Raw genomic sequence first — 22446 nt, 5'->3', positions numbered from 1 at the left:
CCGCTCGCCCTCCGCTCTCCTCGTCCGCTCCGGCTCCCGCTGCCCCCACCGTCCCACGCCGACCGCCCGGTTAGGGTGGTGTGTCCTGATCGCACCGGCCCCGGGAGTCCGCATGCACGTCCTGATCCTCGGCGGCACCAGCGAGGCCCGCCGGCTGGCGGACGCGCTGGCGGCCGACCCGGCGCTGCGGGTGACCAGCTCGCTGGCCGGGCGGGTGGCCCAGCCCCGGCTGCCCGCCGGGGAGGTCCGGATCGGCGGTTTCGGCGGCCCGGCCGGCCTGGCCGCCTGGCTGCGCGCGCACGCCGTGGACGTGCTGCTGGACGCCACCCACCCGTTCGCCGAGCGGATCAGCCGCAACGCGGCGCTGGCCGCCGCCGACACCGGCACCCCGCTGCTGGCGCTGCGCCGCCCGAGCTGGGCCGCGCAGGACGGCGACCGCTGGCACCCGGTGCCGAGCCTGGCCGCCGCCGCGGACGCGCTGCCCGCGCTCGGCACCCGGGTGTTCCTGACCACCGGGCGCCAGGGCATCGGCGCTTTCGCGCACCTGGACGGCCTGGTGTTCCTGGCCCGCTCGGTGGAGCCGCCGGTGCCGCCGATGCCCGCCGTCACCGAAGTGCTGCTGGAGCGCGGCCCGTTCACCCTGGACGGCGAGCGCGCGCTGCTGCGCGCGCACCGGATCGAGGTGCTGGTGACGAAGGACAGCGGCAGCGCCGCCACCGCGCCCAAGCTGACCGCGGCCCGCGAACTGGGCCTGCCGGTGGTCGTGGTGGAGCGCCCGGCCGCCCCGGCGGGGGTGCGCACCGCCCCGGACGTGGCCGGGGCGGTCGCCTGGGTCGGCGGGCTGAGGGGCTGACGGTCCGTCAACTCCCCTGCTGCTCCTCGGGGTAGCGGCGCGGCGTCCACACCACCTCGGTGTCGCCGCCGCGCCGCACCCACCGGGTCTGGGTGGAGCCGACCAGCAGCAGGGTGCGCATGTCGACGTCGGCCGGGTCGAGTTCGGCGAGCGCGACGGTGCGGACCCGCTCGGTGGGGCCGCCGACGTCCCGGGCCAGCACCACGGGGGTCTGCGGGGAGCGGTACTCCAGCAGCAGGTCGCGGGCCGAACCCACCTGCGTGGTGCGGGACTTGGAGCCGGGGTTGTAGAGCGCGAGGACGAGGTCGGCCTCGGCGGCGGCGCGCAGCCGGCGGGCGATCACCTCCCAGGGCTTGAGCCGGTCGGAGAGCGAGATCACCGCGTAGTCGTGGCCGAGCGGCGCCCCGGCCCGGGAGGCGGCGGCGTGCGCGGCGGTCATGCCGGGCAGCACCCGCACCGGGACGTCCCGGTAGGGGTCCTCGCAGGCGGCCTCCAGGACGGCGGTGGCCATCGCGAAGACGCCCGGGTCGCCGGAGGAGACCACCGCGACGCGGCGGCCGCGGCGGGCCAGTTCGAGGGCGAACTCGGCGCGGACGCCCTCGACCTTGTTGTCGGAGCCGTGCCGGACCTGCCCGGCCCGCACCGGCACCCGGTCCAGGTAGGTGGTGTAGCCGACCAGGTCGGTGGCGTTCGCCAGGGCGCCGCGCGCCTCGGGGGTGAGCCAGAGCGGCCCGGCGGGCCCGGTGCCGACCACCACGACCTCGCCGACCGGCTCGGGGGCTTCGCCCGCAGCGGCGTCCAGGGCCTCGAACGGCCGCCCGGCGGAGTCGAGCGCGGCGACCTTGCTGGGCAGCACGGCGACCGAGAAGTACGGGACGCCGTCGGGGTCGACGTCCGCCAGCCGTCCGGTGCGCTCGCCGTCCATGGTGGCGCGTTCCACGTACCGGGCGTCGTCGAGGCGGCCGGTGCGCTCCAGGGCGCGGCGGACGGCGGGGAAGGTGCGGCCGAGCTTCATGACGACGGCGGAGTCGGTGGCGGCGAGCCGGGCGGCGAGCTCCTCCTCGGGGAGGGTGCCGGGGATGATCGTGAGGATCTCCTCGGCCTCGACCAGCGGGGTGCCCAGGCGGGCGGCGGCGGCGCTGATCGAGGTGACGCCGGGGACGACCTCGGTGGGGTAGCGGTGCGCGAGCCGCTTGTGCATGTGCTGGTAGGAGCCGTAGAACAGCGGGTCGCCCTCGGCGAGGACGACGACGTCGCGGCCGGCGTCGAGGTGGGCGGCGAGCCGTTCGGAGGCTTCCCGGTAGAAGTCGTCGAGGGCGCCGCGGTAGCCGCCGGGGTGGTCGGTGGTCTCCACGGTGACGGGGTACATCAGCCGCTCCTCGACCTGGCTGCCGGTCAGGTAGCGTTCGGCGATGGCCCGGGCGTGCGAGCGGCCGTGCCGGGCGCAGTGGTAGGCGATGACGTCGGCCTTGCCGATGAGTTCGGCGGCGCGCACGGTGACCAGCGACGGGTCGCCGGGTCCGACGCCCACCCCGTAGAGCTTTCCGGTCGTCTGACGGTCCGTCATTCTTCTTCGCTCGCAATCGCGTTGATGGCGGCGGCGGCGATGGCGCTGCCGCCGCGGCGGCCCCGGACCACGAGGTGTTCCAGGGCGGCGGGGTGGTCGGCGAGGGCCTGCTTGGACTCGGCGGCGCCGATGAAGCCGACCGGGACGCCGATCACGGCGGCGGGCCGGGGCGCGCCGGCCTCGACCATCTCCAGCAGGCGGAACAGCGAGGTGGGGGCGTTGCCGACGGCGACGACGGCGCCTTCGAGCCGGGGCAGCCAGAGTTCCATCGCGGCGGCGCTGCGGGTGGTGCCCATGGTGCGGGCGAGTTCGGGGACGGCGGGGTCGGTGAGGGTGCAGATCACCTCGTTGTCGGCGGGCAGCCGCTTGCGGGTCACGCCGCTGGCGACCATGTTGACGTCGCAGAGGATCGGCGCGCCGTCCAGCAGGGCGCGGCGGGCGTCGGCGACGGCGTTCGGCGACCAGAGCAGGTCGTCGACGAGGTCGGTCATGCCGCAGGCGTGGATCATCCGGACGGCGACCCGGGCGACGTCGGCGGGCAGGTGGGCGAGGTCCGCCTCGGCCCGGATGGTGGCGAAGGACTGGCGGTAGATGGCCGCGCCGTCCTTCTCGTAGTCGATCATTTGGGCCTCCGCCATGGGGTGTTCCGGGCTTCGGCGACTGCCTCGGCCGTGTCGTTCTCTTCGGTGTCGCGGACGGTGCCGTCGACGGTGACGCGGTGTCCGGCCGCGGTGGCCAGGACGTCGACCCAGCGGCCGGCGGGGTGTCCGCAGCGGCGGGCGCAGCCGGACCAGTGGACGGGCAGTCCTTCGGCGGGGACGGCGGCGACGGCGCGGGCGGCCTGGGCGCGGACGTCGGCGAGCGACTTGGCGCAGCCGGGCAGGCCGGTGCAGGCGGTGACGCCTTCCCAGGGGCCGCCGGGGGTGGTGCGCAGTCCGGCGTCGGCGAGGTGCGGGAGCCGGGCGGGGTCGGCGCCGGGCAGGACGACGCCGCGCCAGGGGGTGAGCCGGGCGGTGCGGCCCGCAGGGAGGGTGTCGGCGAGCAGCCGCCACTGGGCGCTGTCGGCCCGGCCGAACCGCAGGCCGACCGAGAGGCCGCCCCCGACCTGCCCCAGCGCGGGCGGTTCGCCGGCGAAGGGGGGCAGCGGGACGTCGCCGTCGGGCAGTTCGTCCTGGATCTCGCGCGGGTGCCAGGCGCGGCCGGCGGCGAGGTCGAGGAAGCGGCGGGCGGCGTCGAGGGCGGCGGGCACCGGGTCGTGGACGGCGGTGGCGCGGCGGGCGCGGCCGAGGCGGAGCAGGGCGCGGCCGTCGCCGACTGCGAGCAAGGTCACATCGGCGTTGAGGGCGGCGACGTCGCCGCGGCCGTCGTCGAGGGCGAACAGGAATTTGCCGGACAGTGCGGCGGCCCACGGCGCGGCGCACAGCGCCTGGTCCAACTCCCGTACCCAGTCGGTGATTTCGTTTCCTCCGGCGCCGCGGCCGTCGAGTCCGGCGAGCGGGGAGGCGACGATGTTGCGGACGCGTTCGTGGGTGTCGGAGGGCAACAGTCCGACGGTGCGCAGGCGTTCGGCGAGGTCGGCGGCGCAGCCCGCGGCGAGGCCGCGCAGCTGGAGGTTGCCGCGGGAGGTGATCTCGGCCTCGCCGTCGCCGAGGGTGTCGGCGGCGTCGGCGACGGCGAGCAGCTGACGGTGCGTCAACTGTCCGCCGGGCAGCCGGAGTCGGGCGAGGTGCCCGTCCTCGGCGGGGTGCAGGCGGAGCGCGCCGGGGCAGGCGTCGGCGCGGCCTCGGTCGGGCCCGACGGAGGGTGCCTGGGCGGCGTCGGGTGTGGGTGGCATGGCGGCGAGCATACCCATCGGTCCGGCGCGCGCCACCGCCTCGTGCGTCACACCGCCGCTCCGGGCGGGCGGGCGATTGCCCAGCTCAGCGCGGGGTGGGCCGGGGGTGGGCGGCGCGGACGGTCGGGTTTCGGTCAGCGTCGCAGGTCACACTCCCCCGGGGGCCGATCACCCCGTACGATGCTGGCGGGCGCCTCTCGGGGCGTCCGCTGCCAGCGACGGCACAGCGGAGGAAGTCCGGTGCGAATCCGGTGCGGTCCCGCCACTGTGACCGCGGCTCAGTGAGCCGCGGGAGCCAGGAACTCCGGCCGTCCTCCACTGCCCGGGGCGAGGACCCCGAGGAAGGCTGTTCCATGCGCTGCCGCATGTCCGTGCCCCGCCGGGTGCCCGCCGTCGCCGGGCCGTCCCGTGCCGCCGGGCCGTCCTGTGCCGCCTGTCCCGGGCCGTCGCGCTCCGCCCGCCCCGTGCCGTCCGAGACGCCCGGGAGGGCTTCCGCATGATCCTGCTGCTGTCGACGTCCGACACCGACCTGCTGAGCGCCCGGGCGGCGGACGGCCCGGTGCCGTTCCGCTGGGCCAACCCGGCCCGGCTGTCGCCCGCGGAGCTGCCCGCGCTGCTGACCGGCGTGGAGCTGGTGGTGGTGCGGCTGCTGGGCGGGCGCCGGGCCTGGCAGGAGGGGTTGGACGCGCTGCTGGCGGGCCCGTTGCCGGTGGTGGTGCTGACGGGCGAGCAGGCGCCGGACGCGCAGCTGATGGAGCTGTCGACCGTCCCGGCGGGCATCGCGGCGGAGGCGCACGCGTACCTGGCGCACGGCGGTCCGGCGAACCTGGCGGAGCTGGGCGCGTTCCTGTCCGACACGGTGCTGCTGACCGGGCACGGTTTCGCGCCGCCCGCCTCGGCCCCGTCCTGGGGCCCGCTGGAGCGCGAGGCGCGCACCGCAGAGGGCCCGGTCGTCGCCGTGCTGTACTACCGGGCGCACCACATGAGCGGGAACACGGCGTTCGTGGAGACGCTGTGCCGGGCCCTCGAGGAGCAGGGCGCGCAGGCCCGGGCGTACTTCTGCGCCTCGCTGCGCGGGGCGGAGCCGGAGCTGCTGGCCGAGCTCGGTGCGGCGGACGCGATCGTGACGACCGTGCTGGCGGCGGGCGGTACCCGTCCGGCGGACGCGCAGGCGGGCGGCGACGAAGAGGCGTGGGACGCGGGCGCGTTGGCGGCGCTGGACCGTCCGATCCTCCAGGCGCTGTGCCTGACCTGGTCGCGGGCGCAGTGGGAGGGCAGCGACGACGGCCTGTCCCCGCTGGACACGGCGACCCAGGTGGCCGTCCCGGAGTTCGACGGCCGGCTGATCACCGTCCCGTTCTCGTTCAAGGAGGTCGACGAGGACGGGCTGACGGTGTACGCGGCGGACCCGGAGCGGGCGGCCCGGGTCGCGGGCATCGCGGTGCGGCACGCCCGGCTGCGGCACACCCCGGCCGCCGAGCGCCGCCTCGCCCTCGTCCTGTCCGCGTACCCGACCAAGCACGCCCGGGTGGGCAACGCGGTCGGCCTGGACACCCCGGCCTCCGCGATCCGGCTGCTGGAGCGGCTGCGCGCGGAGGGCATGGACCTGGGCGACGGCCTGCCCGGCTTCCACACCGACACGAAAAACGGCCACGAGGGCGACGCGCTGATCCACGCGCTGATCGAGGCCGGCGGCTACGACCAGGCGTGGCTGACCGAGGAGCAGTTGGCCCGCAACCCGGTGCGCATCCCGGCCGCCGACTACCGCCGCTGGTACGCCACCCTCCCGGCGGCGCTGCGCGAGCGGGTCGAGGAGCACTGGGGCCCGGCGCCGGGCGAGCTGTACGTGGACCGCTCGCAGAACCCGGACGGCGACCTGGTGCTCGCGGGCATCCGCTCCGGCAACCTGCTGGTGCTCGTCCAGCCGCCGCGCGGGTTCGGCGAGAACCCGGTGGCGATCTACCACGACCCCGATCTGCCGCCCAGCCACCACTACTTGGCGGCGTACCGGTGGATCGCGGCGGACCGCGCGGACGGCGGTTTCGGCGCGCACGCGGTGGTGCACCTGGGCAAGCACGGCAACCTGGAGTGGCTGCCGGGCAAGACCGCCGCGCTGTCCGCGGAGTGCGGCCCGGACGCGGCGCTCGGCGACCTCCCGCTCGTCTACCCGTTCCTGGTGAACGACCCGGGCGAGGGCACCCAGGCCAAGCGCCGGGCGCACGCCACGCTGGTGGACCACCTGGTGCCGCCGATGGCGCGCGCCGACTCCTACGGCGACATCGCCCGCCTGGAGCAACTCCTCGACGAGCACTCGAACATCGCGGCGATGGACCCGGCGAAGCTGCCCGCGATCCGGGCGCAGATCTGGACGCTGATCCAGGCCGCCAAGCTGGACCACGACCTGGGGCTGGCCGAGCGGCCCGAGGACGACGGCTTCGACGACTTCCTGCTGCACGTCGACGGCTGGCTGTGCGAGGTGAAGGACGCCCAGATCCGCGACGGCCTGCACGTGCTGGGCCAGGCCCCGGCGGGCACCGACCGGGTCAACATCGTGCTGTCGATCCTGCGGGCCCGGCAGATCTGGGGCGGCGTGAGCGCCCTGCCGGGCCTGCGCGAGGCGCTGGGCCTGGACGAGGCGGCGCTGACCCTGGGCGCGACGGACGCCGCCGAGGCCAAGGCCCGTTCGCTGGTCGAGGCGATGGAGGCCGAGGACTGGAACCCGGCCGCGGTCGCCAAGGTCGCCGAGGGCCTGCCCGCCCCCGTCGCCGACGTCCTGGCCTTCGCCGCGACCCAACTCGTCCCCCGACTGTCCGCCACCACCGACGAGTTGGACGCGGTGCTGCACGCCCTCCAGGGCGGTTTCGTCCCGGCCGGGCCCTCCGGCTCCCCGCTGCGCGGGCTGGTCAACGTCCTGCCCACCGGCCGCAACTTCTACTCGGTCGACCCGAAGGCCGTCCCGTCCCGGCTCGCCTGGGAGACCGGCCAGGCGCTGGCCGCCTCCCTGATCGAGCGCTACCGGGCCGACAACGACGGCCAGTTCCCGCCGTCCGTCGGGCTGTCCCTGTGGGGCACCAGCGCGATGCGCACCGCGGGCGACGACATCGCCGAGGCGTTCGCGCTGCTCGGCGTGCGCCCGGTGTGGGACGACGCATCGCGCCGGGTCACCGGCCTGGAGCCGGTCCCGCTCGCCGAGTTGGGCCGCCCCCGGATCGACGTGACGCTGCGCATCTCCGGCTTCTTCCGGGACGCCTTCCCGCACGTGGTGGCGCTGCTGGACGACGCGGTGCGGCTGGCCGCCCGCCAGGAGGAGCCGGACGCCGACAACTTCGTCCGGGCCCACGTCCAGGCCGACCTGGCCGAGCACGGTGACGAACGCCGGGCCACGGTACGGGTGTTCGGCTCCCGTCCGGGCACCTACGGCGCGGGCCTGCTCCAGCTGATCGACAGCCGGGACTGGCGCACCGACGCCGACCTGGCCGAGGTGTACACGGTGTGGGGCGGCTACGCGTACGGGCGCGGCCTGGACGGGCGGCCCGCGCGCGAGGAGATGGAGAGCGCCTACCGGCGGATCACCGTCGCCGCGAAGAACACCGACACCCGCGAGCACGACATCGCCGACTCCGACGACTACTTCCAGTACCACGGCGGCATGGTGGCCACCGTGCGGGCGCTGACCGGCTCCAGCCCGGCCGCGTACATCGGCGACTCCACCCGCCCGGAGACGGTGCGCACCCGCACCCTGACCGAGGAGGCGGCCCGGGTCTTCCGGGCCCGGGTGGTCAACCCGCGCTGGCTGGAGGCGATGCGCCGGCACGGCTACAAGGGCGCCTTCGAGATGGCCGCGACCGTCGACTACCTGTTCGGCTACGACGCGACCACCGGCGTGGTCGCCGACTGGATGTACGAGAAGCTGACCCAGGAGTACGTGCTCGACCCGGTCAACCGCGAGTTCTTCGCCGAGGCCAACCCGTGGGCCCTGCACGGCATCGCCGAACGCCTGCTGGAGGCCGCCGGGCGCGGCCTGTGGGCGGAGCCGGACGCGGCGCTGCTGGACGAGCTGCGGCAGGTGCTGCTGGAGACGGAGGGCGACCTCGAGGGCGAGTGAACCGGGCCGCGGGCGCGCGTGTCCCCGACGTCACGTTCCCGGGCTGGACGTCACGTTCCGGGGCCGGACGTCACGTTCCGGTCGCGGCGGTGAACCTCCGGTGGAGTTGACATGCCGGTGACCGGATAGTGCTGCCTTCCGGCCCGGGCAGGCGGACAATCTTCGCATGAGCCTGCGAACCGCACTCACCCGCCCGGCCCGCTACGGCGCGCTGGCCTCGGGTGCGCTGCCCGTCCTGACCTTCCCCGGCGTCGGCCTGGCCTGGCTGGCCTGGGCGGCGCTGGTGCCGGGGCTGCTGCTGATGCGGGCGGCGGACGGCCCGCGCGAGGCGGCGGTGCGCGGCTGGTGGTTCGGCGCCGGGTTCATCCTGACCGGGATGTACTGGCTGATCCCGTCGATCGGCCCGGCGCTGCCGGTGCTGGCGGTGCTGTTCGGGGCGCTGCAGGCCCCGTTGGGCCTGGCCGCGTGGTGGCTGCTGCACGGCGAGCCGACGGCGCGCCGGGCCGCGGCGGCGCTGGCGGTGCTGCCCGCGGTGTGGGTGAGCGCCGAGTTCGTCCGCTCCTGGGACGCGCTGGGCGGGCCGTGGGCGCTGCTCGGCGCCACCCAGTGGGAGCACCCGGCGGTGCTCTCGCTGGCCTCCATCGGCGGTGTGTGGCTGGTGAGTTGGGCGCTGGTGACGGTGAACACCGCGCTGCTGGTACTGCTGTGCGCGCACGAGTTGCGGCTGCGCGCGGCGGCGGGGGCGGCCGCGCTGGCGGTGGTGCTGGCGGGGCCGCTGGTGTTCGCCGAGCAGGCCGCCCCGGCGACCGCCGGCTCGGCCTCGGTGGGGCTGGTGCAGTCCGGTCCGACGCCGGACGAGCAGGCCCGGCTGGAGGCCAACATCAAGATCACCCGCTCGCTGGCGGGACGCCCGGTGGACCTGGTGGTGTGGGGCGAGAGCTCGACCACCGACGACCTGGACCGGAAGCAGGCCACGGTGGACCGGCTGGCGGCCCTCTCCCGCAGCACCGGCGCGCAACTGCTGGTCGGCGAGGACGCCCGGAAGGCGGACGGCCGGATCTCCAAGGACGCGGTCCTGGTGGACGGTTCGGGCCTGGTCGCCCGCTACCGGAAGATCCGGCTGGTCCCGTTCGGCGAGTACATCCCGCTGCGCCCGCTGCTCGGCTGGATCGCCGGGGTGAGCGCGGCCGCGGGCGAGAACCGGGCCCCCGGCAGCGCGGTGCACCTGCTCCCGGTCGCCGACCGGGACGGGCGCCCGCTGCCGGTCGGCACCCTGATCTGCTTCGAGTCGGCGTTCCCCGACATGTCGCGCACCAGCGCCCGGCAGGGTGCCGCCCTGATCGTCTACCAGTCCGCGACGTCCACCTTCCAGTCCACCTGGGCCCCCGCCCAGCACGCCTCGCTGGGCGCCCTGCGCGCCGCCGAGACCGGCCGCCCCGTCGTCCAGGCCGCCCTCACCGGCGAATCCGTCGCCTACGACGCCCAGGGCCGGCGGCTGGTCCGGCTGACCACCGACGAGTCCGGCGCCGTGACCGTCCGGCTCTCCCTCGCCGACCCCGCAGCCCGCACCTGGTACGTCCGGCTGGGCGACTGGGTCCCGCTGACCGCCCTCGCCGTGGTCCTCGCCGCAGCCGCCACCGCCGCCTTCCCCCTCCTGCGCGACCACCGCCGCCCGGGCCCCCCGCCGTCCACCACCCCCACCGGCGCACCCCCGGCCCGGGTCTGACCCCCGTCCCTTCCCTCTCCTCCTACTTGCCGTCCCTCTGCTCCGCGACCACCGCCACCCGAGCCCCCGCCGTCCACCACCGGCCCCCCGGCCCGGGTCCGACCCCCGTCCCCCCTCTCCTCCTACTTGTCTCCTCCTACTTGCCGTCCGTCCCCTCCGCCACGTGGATGCCGAAGACCGCGCCCTGCGGGTCGCGCAGGACGGCCAGCCGCGGCCCGTCGGGGACGTCGGTGGGCGGGAGGGTGACGGTGGCGCCGAGCAGGGCGGCGCGCTCGGCGCCGAGGTCGACGTCGGCGACCGCGAAGTACGGCATCCAGTACGGCGGCACCTCGGCCGGGAACTGGTCGGACATGTCCATCATGCCGCCGAAGTCCCGTCCGCCCAGGCCGAATTCGGTGTACATTTCGCCGGTGTTGACGCTCCAGCCGAACACCCGGGCGTAGAACTCGGCGGCGGCCCGCGGGTCCCGGGTGGCGAGTTCGACCCAGCCGAGGGCGCCGGGCTCGTCGCGCAGGTCGACGCCGCGCGGCCCGGCGGGCTGCCAGGTGGCGAAGACCGCGCCGGTGGGGTCGGCGGCGACCGTGTAGCGGCCCAGGTCCGGGGCGTCCGTCGGGGGGACGATCAGCCGGCCGTCGGCGTCGGCGATCTCGTCGGCGGTGCTGTCGGCGTCGGCGGTGTGGAAGCCGATGGTCCAGGCGGTGGCCCGGCCGGGCCGCAGCAGGCCGCCGAGTCCGGCGACCAGGTGCTCGCCCAGGTACAGCCGGGTGTAGCCGCGGGCCTGCTCGTCGGCCGCCGTCTCGGCGCGCCAGCCGAACAGCTCGTGGTAGAAGACCCTGGCGGCGGCCGGGTCCTCGGTGGCGAGCTCCACCCAGCAGGGCGCGCCGGGGCTCGGTTCGGTGATCTTCACGGTCGGCTCATCTCCCAAGCTCGCGCTGCCTCGGGCCGGGTCCGCGTCCCGTCGCCGGGTCGTCGCGTCGCCCCGCCCGCTCCGTCCTACCTGTCCACCTTGCCGGGGTACCGGCGGGTAGCCGGGGGCTGGTGGGCCGAACGGGAGGGCCGTGCGTCCGCACGAACGACGGGGCCGGCGGGGCGGGGAATGCCGTCCGGGACGCCAGTTGTTCGAATTGGAACAACGGTGTAGCGTCAGGCGAGCACGATCCGGTTCGAATTTGAACAACCCGGCGGCCGCCCGTCGGCCCCTCGCACCGGACCGCAGACGACCACCACTCGCGGCCCCGGAGGGACCAGACATGACGCACCAGCTCCCCACCGCCACCGTGCGCTCCCGCGTGCGCGTCCCCCTCGCCTTCGCCGACGGCTACCGCGTCGAGGCCGACGTGCACACCTTCCACGGCCTCGCCGACGGCGCCGAACACCTCGCCCTCGCCCTCGGCGACCCCACCGCCACCGCCACCCCCCTGGTCCGCCTGCACTCCGAGTGCCTCACCGGCGACGTCTTCGGCTCCGCCCGCTGCGACTGCGGCCCCCAGCTGCGCGAATCCGTCCAGCGGATCGCCGAGACCGGCGGCTACCTCCTCTACCTCCGCCAGGAGGGCCGCGGCATCGGCCTCTACAACAAGCTCGACGCCTACGCCCTCCAGGACTCCGGCCTCGACACCTACCAGGCCAACGCCGCCCTCGGCCTCCCCGAGGACGGCCGCGACTACACCGCCGCCGCCCAGATGCTCACCACCCTCGGCGCCCCCGCCGTCCGCCTCCTCAGCAACAACCCCGACAAGGCCACCCAACTCACCACCCACGGCATCACCATCACCGAACGCGTCCCCACCGGCGTCCACCTCTCCCCCAGCAACCTCCGCTACCTCCGCGCCAAGGTCGAACACACCCAGCACACCCTCGCCCTGGCCCCCCTGGTCGGCTGACCCCGCCACCCCCGCCGGGCCGGCCCGGGTGCGGGGCGGGTCAGTGGCGGCGGGTGAGGAGGGCGGCGGTGCGGGCGCGGTGGTGCCAGGCGATGGCGGCCAGCGGGACCATGAAGAGGAATGGGGTGCCGGCGTTCTCGCCGTGCATCGTGGCCAGATATGGGATGTCTCCGCCCCGAGCCTCCAGGTGTCATGGAAGAGGCACAGCAGAACGACCCTGGTCGGGTCGACACCCTCCATCATGGCGAGCACTGCACCGACAATCCCGGTCCAGAACGAGTGCTCGGCCATCGTCGCCCCCGGCCCTCACACTGAGACGCAAGGGCGGGGGCCGGGGTGCGACTGAGGCAAAGCCTCAGAGGGCGTTTACGCCGCTTCTGGTGGATTTCGGGGCGATTTTCGCCTCGGGCTGGATGGGGGCGCTGATACTCAAGGGGCCGACGATGCTGGAGGGATGACAAGGCTGTGGTCTTGTCCGTCATGCTCCTGTTTCATCCCCAGGCGCCGGTTGTGTGCCGTGTGCTTCGGGCGCTGGTGAGCGCGCCGGGCCCGGGCGGGTACTTCCAGGTCATGCCCGAACGACGCCGGTACCCGAGCGACTTGTCCGATGCCCGGTGGGCCCTGGTTGAGCCAGTGCTGACCGCATGGCGGGCCGAGCACCGTGGCCGCGGCCTGGACATCGGCCAACCGCCGGACCATGACCTGCGGAGCCTGCTGGACGCGATCCTCTACGTGAACCGCACCGGCGTCCCCTGGCGCTACCTGCCGCACGACTACCCGCACTGGAACACCGTCTACGCCTACTTCGCCCGCTGGCAGGCGAAAGGCGTCTTCGACCAGCTCAACAGTCTGCTGAGGCGTCAAGTCCGCTGCCAGGAAGGACGCGAAGAAGAGCCAACCGCCTGGGTCATCGACTCCCAGAGCATCAAGACCCCAGCAACGTTCACTCCTGCGAGCAGGGCATCGACGCCGGCAAGAAGATCGTCGGCCGCAAGCGCAGCATCGTCATCGACACCGTCGGACTCCTACTCGGGGCCCTGGTCACCGCTGCGAGCGTGCAGGACTCGGTTGCCGGCCAGACCCTCATCGAACGAGTCGCCTCAGAGCATCCCGGGATCCGAAAGACCTGGGTCGATGGTGGCTACCGCCAGCACCTCGTCGAGCACGCCGCCACCTGGGCATCGACATGCACATCGTCCGCCGCGACCCCGCCACCAGAGGCTTCGCTGTCCTGCCGCGGCGGTGGACCGTCGAGAGAACGCCCGGTTGGCTCATGAACCACCGCCGCCTGGCCCGCGACTACGAAGCACACGCGCACCGCTCCGAAGCCATGATCTACGTCGCGATGATCAACCTCATGACCCGCAGACTCACCGGCGAGAGCACCCCGACATGGCGTGGCACATAAACCACTACCAGCCAGACAATACGGGACTAAACAACGGGACGAAACGCCCTCCGAAAAGGCTCACTGTTCGCGGTGAGGATGGCAGCATATACGTTGATCGTCTCGGAACGTCAGATCACCGGCCTGTCGCAGATGGGGAGCGCCGACCCGGTGGCCGAGTTGGGGTCGATGTGGCAGGCCAGGCGTGACGCAGAACTGCGTGACCGACAATGGCGGCGGTCGCCCTCGCCGATGCCATATGCATCCGCGAGGGCGACTTCACTTACCTGGAAATCAAAAATGGAGAGATGGAGTCCGGAAACCGCTCAAATAGTCCCCAGGATCCTCAATTACCACCCCAAATATCATCGTCCTCGACAGGTTCCCCATCAACCCCATAAGGGCGCCATTGAATACACCCCGGCAACTTCCCTCCCGATGATAGAAATTCCTTGACGCCCTCGCGGATGAGGGGGATTGGAATTCCAGAGTCACTGGGAAGTTCGATCGGCTGCTCCGCAACGTGGTAAAAATTCTTTCCATTCGAGCCCGGAGGGCCCACCGAAACGAGACATCCGGTTTCGGGAAGCGAAAGGATCAGCACCCCGACAGATGATTCCCCGTCAACGCCCACATAGAGTTCATGGTCTGGAAATCCGATATCGACTCGAGGTCGCGCCGTCGATAGGACATGGGCAGCGTCGTGAAACTCAGCCCCTTCCAGCAGTGCATCGATGAATCGATCCACCCCTTCAGGAGTTGAGATCAGGACTGGTTCCTGCATATCTGCCTTACGATAGCGCACCTCCAGCCGGTTTTCGACGTCCACGCAAAAACCCCTCACTGGAAATCAGCCAAACCATAATATATGTGAGTATTCAGAACGCCTTCATGGCCCCAGAAATAGACCGTCAGCGACTACCCCTTGTTCAGCAGGTAGGGTGCCACCATATCGCATCCGAGAGGCTCGTCACATACTCCACCCCTGTTACTGATCAACAGGCTCACATGCTCGAAACCCTCGCGTGTTGCTCCATCTGCGTTGAGCATGCCGGCCGCAAAGTTTTGCTCCACATCGCTCGAACGCATAGTGGGGGAACGGAAACCCCACTGCTTCAACCTGGAATTGACCCGCGCCACCAGGCTAACGAGCTCAGTTTTTGAACTGGCGATAACGTTCGTCACCACCCCATGGCCGTTTGTGGCAACCCCAGAAGTTGCACCTCAATTCCTTCTTGCTGATCGTTGCTGGTGGGGCGTGACCGATGTGACGATTCGTCCGTTCGTGATGGCGTGAGCAACAAACCGTGGATCGTGGACGACGAGCTGTGGCCCGGATCGAGCCGCTGCTGCCGGCCTGGCCGGAGCGGGCGCCGGGCCCGCGCCCGGTGGACGACCGGCGGTGCCTGCAGGGCATCCTGTTCGTGCTCTACACCGGCATCACCTGGCAGCAGTTGCCGCCGGAGCTCGGCTTCGGTTCCGGGCAGACCTGCTGGCGCAGGCTCGGCCGCTGGCAGGAGGCCGGGGTGTTTGAGGCCCTGCACCGCATACTCCTGGCCGAGTTGAACGCGGCCGGACTGATCGACTGGACGCGCGCCTGCGTGGACGCCTCCCACGTACGCGCGAAAAAGAGGGCCAGGCAACCGGCCCGTCGCCGGTCGACCGCCGCAAGACCGGCAGCAAACACCACCTGATCAGCGACGGCGGCGGCATCCCGTTCCACGTGATCACCACCGCCGCCAACGTCAACGACGTCACCCAGACCCTTGCCCTGGTCGATGGCATCCCGCCGGTCGCCGGCCAGGTCGGCCACCCCCGCAAGCGCCCGGACGCCCTGCTCGGCGACAAGGGCTACGACAGCAACCCCAACCGCCACCAGCTGCGCAAACGCCGAATTCTGCCGGTCATCTCCCGCAAGGGATCACGGGACATCATCGGCCTCGGAAAGCTCCGCTACGTCGTCGAGCAGACCTTCGCCCAACTCCACCAGTTCAAGCGCCTCGCCGTCCGCTGGGAACGACGTCTCGACCTCCACAACGCCTTCGTCTCACTCGCCTGCGCACTCAGAGGGCGTTATGTGAGGTCTTGTCCTTCACGCATCACGGCAGTTGTGTGAGTGGGGCAGGATTCGGTCATGGACTTTCGGATCGAGTGGCCCGTACCCATGGACGAGTTCGACTGGGCGAATCAGGAGGCCAAGGGCTGGCTGGATGTGACTGTCGCGTGGGATGGCGGCAGGCGAGTGGTCGAGGTCTACGACCCGGTTCGACTCGCACAGTCGGTAGGGAGTGAAACTGCCCGGCTGGGGCGATTCACGGCGAGGAACCTGCTCGTGGTCCCGAGTGTTACACGCGAGAACATCGAATCCGCCGTGTCCACGATCGCCCAAGAGGGCTTCTTCGATCACGAGTAGCCGTGCGTGGTGTTGGCGGCCTCGAAAGGCCCGCCAGCACCGGCCTACGGACTTTCGCTCTGCGCGCCGGCCTTCGTGACGAGGGCGAACAGGCCCGCCTCGGGCTCAGCCAGGATGCCGCGGGCGACGAGCTTCTTGAGCTTCGAGCGCATCCCCTCCGTGTGTCGGGGATCGGTGCCCGTGCCCAGGGCCTGGCAGACCTCCTTCGCGCGCAATCGGCCGGCGCCCTCCGTGAACACGGCAATGATCTGCGGGTAGGCAGGGGCGACCGGGAGACGGGCGAGGGTGTCAGGCTCGGGGTCGCCTTCGGCGGCCAGGGCCAGGACGGTCTCGCGCGTGCATGCCCACCGGTCGCGTTCGCGCTCCGCGGCCGCGGGGGTGACGGAAAGCTTGCCGATCTGCTCGCGCAGGTCGGTGATTTCCGCTTCTGCCGCGGCGTGGCGGGTGGCGAGCTTGTCGAGCAGCAAGGGGAGCGTGAGCGGACCGGTCACGCCCACCGACAAGGCACGGTGCGCTCGTGGGTCAGCCGCCGGGCCATGTTCGCACTCGCGGCCCAGGAGACCCGGGAAGCGGTCGAGTCGGGGTCATGCTCGTAGTCACGCACCAGTCGGCGGTGGAGTATCAGGGTGCCCTGCGTCTGCTCGACCACCCACCTCTTCGGCAGCGGGCGAAACCCGCTCTCGCCGTCCAGGCGGGAGACGGCCTCTACATCGATTCCGACGATGGCGCCGTGGATGGCGACCTGGTCTTTGAACCCGGCATCGACGAAGGCCTTGGACACGCGCGGGTTCTCGGCGGCGACTCTCGAGAGCAGGGCGATGCCGATCTGGTTGTCGTGAGCGCTGGCGGCCATGACCACGACCGCGATGATCAGCCCCATCACGTCCACAGCGAGCCCGCGCTTGCGTCCCGGGGTCTTCTTCCCGGCATCCAGGCCCGTCGTTGTCTTGGGCACGCCGGCCGCCGCCCGCACCGACTGCGAGTCGAGCACCACCGCGCTCGGATCCTCGGCCCGACCGGCGTGCTCGCGCACTTGCATGCGCAGCAGGTCGTGGATCTGCCTGTCCGTGCCGTCCTTCCGCCAGAGCGCGAAGTAGTAGTACACGGCCCCGTACGGTGGAAGATCACGTGGCAGATAGCGCCACTGGCAGCCGGTGCGGGTCTGGTAGAGGATCGCGTTCACGATCTCGCGCATCTCGTAACGACCCTGATGACCCGAAACCGAGGGATGCGCAGCCTTTCAGGCCTCGATCACCGGCCGGATCAACTCCCATCGCTCGTCCGACAGGTCGCTCGGATATCGCACCTCGTCGTATCGCACCGGGCCAGCTGAGCATGGCGCTCCGCGCCGCAGGGTGGAACGGCGACACCGTCACGCCAACGAGCGATGGGCAAACCACCAAAACCTCATATAACGCCCTCTCATCTGCTGGCGACGCCTCAACAACCCACCCTCATGATCGTGTTACGAGTTCTAAGGAACGGAGACAACAGTCGAGCACGACACCAACGTGCAGAGCGGAGACCCCGTGCCAGTTCCTCTCCAGCACACCCTCGCCCTGGCCCCTGGTCGGCTGACCCCGCCACCCCCGCGGGGCCCGGGCCGGGGGCGGGGCGGGTCAGTGGCGGCGGGTGAGGAGGGCGGCGGTCCGGGCGCGGTGGTGCCAGGCGATGAAGGCCAGCGGGAGCATGAAGAAGAACGGGGTGCCGGCGTTCTCGCCGTGCATCGCGGTCAGTTGGGTGACGAACGCGCACAGCAGGAAGCCGATCAGTGCGGTCGCGGCGGGCCCGGCCAGCCGGGGCAGCAACAGGCCGACGGCGCCGGCCAGTTCGACCGCGCCGGTCAGGTACATGAACCAGTCGCCGACGCCGATCGCGTCGAAGACGGTGGTGGCGGCGGGCAGCGCCAGCAGTTTGGGCGCCGCGCTGGCCAGGGCGAAGAAGAGCGCCAGCAGGATCCGCAGCGTCAGGACCGTGCGGGCCACGGCCTTCTTCGGAGCGGCGGCAGTGGCGGCGGCGGTGGTGGCAGTGGCGGTCGTGGTGGTGGTGGACATCTTGTCGGTTCTCCCCGGTCGGGTCGGTCGGTTGTCGTTGCTCTCACTGGCTTCGACGGACCCCATCGCCCGGACTCATCGGTCCGGGGAGGAGAAGTTTCCGTTCCCGCAGGGACGTTCACGGTACCGGGGGGACGTCCCACCAGCGGTCGGCGGTGGCGCGGGCGAGTTCGGCGTCGTACTGCCGGGCGTCGAAGTGGAAGTCGGGCGGGACCGGTTCGTCGGCCGGGGTCTCCCAGTCGGACCAGACCACGAGTGCGCCGTGCCGCCGGACGACAGCGGCCAGGTAGCCGCAGCAGCCGCCCGTGCACTCGGGTTCGCCGAGCTCGACCCGCCGGGCCTCGCCGGTCGCCCGGAGCGGGCCGTCCCCGGCGGCGGGCAGCAGCCACGGGGCGTGGGCGCCGAAGCCGTCCGGGCCGGCCGCCGTGTCGACGAGGTCCTCGCCGTCGACCCGGATCCGTGCTTCGGCGGGTGCGCGGACGCCCGTGCGCACCTCGATCTCCAGTCGGTTGAGCACCGCCCCACCCTAGGACGCAACGGCGCGCGGGCACCGTGCGTTGCGGCTCCGTCACCGTACGCCTCCGACGGTCGACCCACCGCGTCCGGGCGGGTACGGCGGGTGGATCGGGCGGCGGGCGGGGCGGGGTCCGCGTTGCGGTCGCGGGCGGGCGGGCGGACGGTGGAAGCAGCCGTGTCCGGCAGCCCGCCGCTCCCCCGGAGAGCGTTCATGACCGCAAGGCCGATCAGTCCCGCCAGGCCCGTGCCCGGGGCCGTCGCGGTCCCGTTCGCCGGTCCGGCGGATCCGCACGCGACGGTGGCGGAGCTGGCCCGGCAGCTGGCCGGGGCGGCTCGGGCGGGCGATCCGCTGGACGCCTTCCTGTACGCGGCGGGCATGGTGCAGGCCGCCGAGGACCGGCTCGCCGGTACCTGGACGGCTCCGCGCCGCCTCGCCCGCCACCTGCGCGACCGCACGGGCCCGCCGACCGAGCCTCCCGCCGGTCCACCCACCGGTCCGCCCGCCGATCCGCTCGGGTCCGCGCTCGACCGGGCGGCCCGGATCGCCGCGCGAACTCCCGTGCTGGACAAGGCCGTTCGCTGGACGCGGGATCTCGCCGACGCGACCGACGAGTTGGCCGCGCCGGTGCTGGACTCGGCGCCGCTGCCCTCCGCGCTGTACCGGCGGCTGTTCCGGCTGGTCGAACGGTTCGACGCCGCACCGGTGTTGCGCCGCACGCTCGGTTCGGCGGTGCGCCGGCCGCCGTCCTGTTTCTGCAGCTTCGACCAGTATCCGGCGGACCTGGCCGAGTTGGCCCGCCGGTTCGACGCGGCCCGCCCGCTGCCGGCCGGGCTGCCGCTGCTGGTGGTGGGGGTGCGGACCTCCGGGAGCTACCTGGGGCCGCTGCTGGCGGCCGCGTTGCGGCGGGCCGGGCACCGGGCGGTGACGGGCTGCACGGTGCGGCCGGGGCAGGCCGTCCTGCCGGGCCGGGAACGGGAGTTGGCCCGGCTGCTGGCGGCCGGCGGGCAGGCGCTGGTGGTGGACGATCCACCGGTCACCGGGCGTTCACTGGCCGAGGTCGCGGCCGGGCTGTGCGGGCAGGGGTTCCCGGTGGACGCGGTGAGCGTGCTGGTCGCGGTGGAGCGGGAGCCGCCGTCGCTCGGCCCGTACCGGGTGGTCGCGCTGGCCCGACCCGACTGGGAGGTCGACCGGTTGACCTCGCCCGACGCCGTCCGGGCGCTGGTCCGCCGGGCCGTCCCGGGCGCCGCCGACTGGGCCCGGCTGGAGGTCGGCCCGGCCGGTTCCCCGGGGCGCGGCCTGCACCGCACCGTCCCGGTGACGGGGCACCCGGCGGACGGGCCGCCGGTGCCGCTGCGGGTGGAGACCGTCGGGCTGGGCCATCTCGGCCGCCGGGCCGCCGAGTACGCCGCGCTGCTGCCCGGTCTGGTGCCCGAAGTCCGTTGGCTGGAAAACGGGTTGATGGTCCGTCAGGATATTCCTTCTGCCGCCCCCGTCCGGGCGCTGGACGCGGCCCGCTACGTGGCCGCGCGGCAGCGGGCGCTGGCCGTGGGCGTCGACCGCAGTGTCCGGCTGGTCGGGCGCGGGCCGGTCTGGGAGGAGGCGGGACGCCTGTTCGCGCCGCTGTTCGGCCGCGGGGCGGTGGTGCTGCGTCCGCTGCTCGCCGACCCGGTGGCCCGCGCGCTCACCCGCGCCGCCCGGCCGTACGTGGTGGACGGGCGCACCGGCGCCGACCGGTGGACGGGCCGGGACGGGCGCTGGGTGAAGACCGACTGGGCGGAGGGCGCGTTCAGCCACCTGGACCTGGCCGCCTACGACCCGGCCTGGGACCTGGCGGGCCTCGCGCTCTCCCCGCCCCACCACGCCGGCGCTACGGACGAGGGCCCCGGGGCCCGGTACGGCGCGGAGGTCCGCTCCGCGTACGAGCGGCTGACCGGGGAGCGGATCGACCCGGCCCGCTGGTGCCTGGCCCGGCTGGTGCAGGTGCAGCACGGGGTGTCGGCGCGGCCGCTGGGACGGGCGGAGCGGCGGCGGGCCTCGGCGCGGGCGGTGCAGGAGTTCCTCGCCGAGGTCTACCTGCGCGACCTGCCCGCCGCTCCGACCGAGGCGGACGGGGCGGACGGGCCGGGCGCGGGGTGGTGCGTGCTGGACCTGGACGGGGTGCTGGAGACCGATCCGCTGGGGTTCCCGGCCTCGTCGCCGCTGGGCATGCTCGCGCTGCGGGCACTGCGGGCGCACGGGTTCCGCCCGCTGCCGGCCACGGGGCGTTCGCTGCCGGAGGTCCAGGACCGTTGCCGGACCTACGGGTTGGCGGGCGGCGTGGCCGAGTATGGGGCGGTGCTGCACCTGCCGGGCCGGCCGCCGCTGCCGCTCGCCGACCGGGACGGCAGCGAAGTGCGCGCCGTGGCAGGGGAGTTGGATGGCCTGGTGGTCGATCCGCTGGCCCGCTGGACGGCCCGGATCTCGCGCCGCCACCCGGGCGGGCGGTACACGGGGCTGGACCGGCGCACCGCGGACCGGATCGCCGCCGCGACCGGCACCCGGGCGGTGCGGGGCGAGCAGCAGACCGATTTCCTGCCGCCGGGGGTCGGCAAGGCGGCCGGAGTGCGGGCGCTGCTGGCCGAGTTGGGCGATCCGGGCGCGGTGCCGGTGTTCGCGGCCGGGGACGGGCCGGCCGACCGGGAGCTGCTGCGCTGGGCCCGGCTGGGCACGGCGCCCGCGCACGCGTCGCCCGAGGCCAAGGCCGTGGCCCGGGTCGGCGGCTCGTCCTACCAGGCGGGGCTGGCAGAGGCGGTGGCCGTCCTGCTCGGCCACCGCCCGGGCGGCTGCGCCCGCTGCCGCCCGCCCCGCCCCTCGGCGCAGAGCCGGGCCCTGCTGGCGCTGCTGGCCCTGCCGGAGGCGGGGATGCCGGGCCTGCCCGCCCGGCTGCTCCGACTGGCCTGCCGGTCGGGCGGGTTGGCGGTCGGCGGCGGCGGACGGAGGGCGGGATGAGTGTCGGCGGCCGCGTCCCGGTGTACGAGCTGATGGGGGTGCGGGAGGTCGCGGGCGGGCTGCTGCTGGTGCCGCCGGGGTCGGCGGGCCGGGCCGCGGACGAGCTGCGACTGCGGCTGGCGGCACGGGAGTTGGGGCGCGGCCGGTGGGAGGCGGTGGCGCAGGGGTTCTCGGACGTGCTGGTGGCGCGTCGGCGTCCGGCGGACGGCGGGCCGCCGGTGCTGGTGAAGTGCCCGCGCACCGGGGAGGCGGTGCGGGCGCTGGTGCGCGAGCGGGACGCGATCGCGGTGCTGGCCGCACAGGTGCGGCGTCCGGAGCTGCGCGAACTGCTGCCCCGGACGCTGGACTCGCGGCTGGGCGGCCGCCCGCCGGTCCTGGTGCAGGAGGTCCTGCCGGGCGTCCCGGGCGACGTGCTGCTCTCCCGCCGTCCCGAACTGGCCGCCGCGCTGACCGCGTCCGCGTTCGACGCCCTGGCCGAACTGCGCGGCGCGACGAGCGGATCGAGCCGGGACGGGCGGTTGGTGGACGGCTGGCTGGGCCACCGGCTGGCGGTGCTCTCCGACCGGGTCCGCTGGTGCCGGGGCGCGGAGGGCACGGCGGGCCTGCTGGCGCTGCGCGCCCGCCTGCGCCGCGAGTTGACCGAGCACCCGACCGAAGTGGCCTGGACGCACGGCGACTTCACCCCCGGCAACCTGCTCCTGCGCTCCCCCGTCCCGGACGAATCACCCGACGAATCGCCCGACGGACAGCCCTCCGCCCCCTCCTCCGGCGGGCAGCCGACCGTCACCGGCCTGGTCGACTGGGCGGACGCGCTCGCCGACGGCCCGGTGGTGGTCGACCGGGCGAGCTTCGCCCTGGCCCTGGGCTGGCTGCTGGAGGGGCGTTCCTGGGGGGAGCAGGTCGTCCACGCGCTGCGCACCGGGGGCCTGCGGCGGCCCGAGACCGGCGAACTCCCGCTCTCCGGCGTCCTGTTGGCCTGGCTGTGGCACGTCTCGGCGAACCTGGAGAAGTCCCGCCGCTTCGCCCGCAACCGGCGCTGGCTGCGCGAGGTCCTCGTCCCGGTCCTGCGCGAACTCGCCGGCTCCGCGCCACCGCCCCGGTGACACCGGCCGGGCGGCG

15 protein-coding genes, 4 pseudogenes and 1 riboswitch are annotated in these 22446 nt (G+C 73.6%); of the genes and pseudogenes, 9 read left to right on the top strand and 10 right to left on the bottom strand.

Features of this window, described 5'->3' with window-relative positions:
- The first annotated feature begins 112 nt into the window (after positions 1 to 112).
- The gene (locus OU787_RS29775) at positions 113 to 853 is read left to right on the top strand and encodes a cobalt-precorrin-6A reductase (protein WP_123820723.1); all 741 of its coding nucleotides are present in this window, start codon (positions 113 to 115) and stop codon (positions 851 to 853) included.
- Between the two features lie 7 nt (positions 854 to 860).
- Here OU787_RS29775 and OU787_RS29770 read toward each other — a convergent pair whose 3' ends face one another.
- Genes OU787_RS29770 through OU787_RS29760 form a run of 3 tightly spaced genes read right to left on the bottom strand, consistent with a single transcriptional unit; the run spans position 861 to position 4254 of the window.
- Positions 861 to 2420 (bottom strand): precorrin-2 C(20)-methyltransferase, encoded by a 1560-nt coding sequence (locus OU787_RS29770; protein WP_268661232.1) that lies wholly within the window; start codon positions 2418 to 2420, stop codon positions 861 to 863.
- Positions 2417 to 3043 carry a precorrin-8X methylmutase gene (locus OU787_RS29765; RefSeq protein WP_030909799.1) on the bottom strand — a complete coding sequence of 209 codons (627 nt, stop codon included), beginning with the start codon at positions 3041 to 3043 and terminating at the stop codon, positions 2417 to 2419. The genes OU787_RS29770 and OU787_RS29765 overlap by 4 nt, the downstream gene beginning before the upstream one ends.
- Positions 3040 to 4254: a hypothetical protein gene (locus tag OU787_RS29760; RefSeq protein WP_268661231.1), complete on the bottom strand. Its 1215-nt coding sequence runs from the start codon at positions 4252 to 4254 to the stop codon at positions 3040 to 3042. Before OU787_RS29760 ends, OU787_RS29765 begins: the two co-directional genes overlap by 4 nt.
- 236 nt (positions 4255 to 4490) lie before the next feature.
- A riboswitch (cobalamin riboswitch) is annotated at positions 4491 to 4555 on the top strand.
- A gap of 195 nt (positions 4556 to 4750) precedes the next feature.
- Between OU787_RS29760 and cobN the strand changes: the two genes are divergently transcribed.
- Both cobN and lnt read left to right on the top strand, forming a co-directional pair.
- Entirely contained in the window at positions 4751 to 8359 is a 3609-nt protein-coding gene (gene cobN / locus OU787_RS29755) for a cobaltochelatase subunit CobN (RefSeq protein ID WP_268661230.1), read from the top strand.
- Between the two features lie 166 nt (positions 8360 to 8525).
- The gene (lnt, locus tag OU787_RS29750) at positions 8526 to 10085 is read left to right on the top strand and encodes an apolipoprotein N-acyltransferase (RefSeq protein ID WP_268661229.1); all 1560 of its coding nucleotides are present in this window, start codon (positions 8526 to 8528) and stop codon (positions 10083 to 10085) included.
- Positions 10086 to 10221: 136 nt separating this feature from the next.
- On the opposite strand, the gene OU787_RS29745 is transcribed toward lnt, so the two are convergent.
- Positions 10222 to 10992, bottom strand: coding sequence for a VOC family protein (locus tag OU787_RS29745; RefSeq protein ID WP_268661228.1), 771 nt, complete (start codon positions 10990 to 10992; stop codon positions 10222 to 10224).
- A gap of 343 nt (positions 10993 to 11335) precedes the next feature.
- Here OU787_RS29745 and OU787_RS29740 point away from each other — a divergent pair, with 343 nt between their 5' ends.
- Positions 11336 to 11968: a GTP cyclohydrolase II gene (locus OU787_RS29740; RefSeq protein WP_123820718.1), complete on the top strand. Its 633-nt coding sequence runs from the start codon at positions 11336 to 11338 to the stop codon at positions 11966 to 11968.
- 570 nt (positions 11969 to 12538) lie between these two features.
- Positions 12539 to 13376: pseudogene (locus OU787_RS29735) on the top strand (IS5 family transposase).
- A 325-nt stretch (positions 13377 to 13701) separates the two neighbouring features.
- Here OU787_RS29735 and OU787_RS29730 read toward each other — a convergent pair.
- Together OU787_RS29730 and OU787_RS34925 are read right to left on the bottom strand one after the other, a co-directional pair.
- Positions 13702 to 14184 (bottom strand): Imm1 family immunity protein, encoded by a 483-nt coding sequence (locus tag OU787_RS29730; RefSeq protein WP_268661227.1) that lies wholly within the window; start codon positions 14182 to 14184, stop codon positions 13702 to 13704.
- Positions 14185 to 14273: 89 nt separating this feature from the next.
- Positions 14274 to 14552: pseudogene (locus OU787_RS34925) on the bottom strand (DddA-like double-stranded DNA deaminase toxin); the annotation flags it as partial.
- 114 nt (positions 14553 to 14666) lie between these two features.
- Here OU787_RS34925 and OU787_RS29725 point away from each other — a divergent pair.
- A pseudogene (locus OU787_RS29725) lies at positions 14667 to 15471 on the top strand (IS5 family transposase).
- Between the two features lie 18 nt (positions 15472 to 15489).
- Positions 15490 to 15768, top strand: coding sequence for a hypothetical protein (locus OU787_RS29720; protein WP_268661226.1), 279 nt, complete (start codon positions 15490 to 15492; stop codon positions 15766 to 15768).
- Between the two features lie 44 nt (positions 15769 to 15812).
- Here OU787_RS29720 and OU787_RS29715 read toward each other — a convergent pair whose 3' ends face one another.
- From OU787_RS29715 to OU787_RS29700, 4 genes and pseudogenes are all read right to left on the bottom strand, one after another.
- Positions 15813 to 16235, bottom strand: a complete 423-nt coding sequence (locus OU787_RS29715; protein ID WP_268661225.1) for a hypothetical protein — start codon at positions 16233 to 16235, stop codon at positions 15813 to 15815.
- Between the two features lie 20 nt (positions 16236 to 16255).
- Positions 16256 to 17089, bottom strand: a pseudogene (locus OU787_RS29710) (IS5 family transposase).
- Between the two features lie 298 nt (positions 17090 to 17387).
- Positions 17388 to 17822, bottom strand: coding sequence for a DoxX family protein (locus OU787_RS29705; RefSeq protein ID WP_268661224.1), 435 nt, complete (start codon positions 17820 to 17822; stop codon positions 17388 to 17390).
- Positions 17823 to 17940: 118 nt separating this feature from the next.
- Positions 17941 to 18339, bottom strand: coding sequence for a hypothetical protein (locus tag OU787_RS29700; protein WP_268661223.1), 399 nt, complete (start codon positions 18337 to 18339; stop codon positions 17941 to 17943).
- Between the two features lie 210 nt (positions 18340 to 18549).
- Between OU787_RS29700 and OU787_RS29695 the strand changes: the two genes are divergently transcribed.
- Together OU787_RS29695 and OU787_RS29690 are read left to right on the top strand one after the other, a co-directional pair.
- Entirely contained in the window at positions 18550 to 21327 is a 2778-nt protein-coding gene (locus OU787_RS29695) for an HAD hydrolase family protein (RefSeq protein WP_268661222.1), read from the top strand.
- On the top strand, positions 21324 to 22430 hold the full coding sequence (locus tag OU787_RS29690) for a phosphotransferase (RefSeq protein ID WP_268661221.1): 1107 nt from the start codon (positions 21324 to 21326) through the stop codon (positions 22428 to 22430). The genes OU787_RS29695 and OU787_RS29690 overlap by 4 nt, the downstream gene beginning before the upstream one ends.
- Positions 22431 to 22446: the final 16 nt, after the last annotated feature.

Source organism: Kitasatospora sp. YST-16 (assembly GCF_026802215.1).
GTDB classification, from domain to species: domain Bacteria; phylum Actinomycetota; class Actinomycetes; order Streptomycetales; family Streptomycetaceae; genus Kitasatospora; species Kitasatospora cineracea.
Note: the sequence above shows the minus strand (reverse complement) of the source record. Positions and strands in the feature narration are given on the sequence as shown.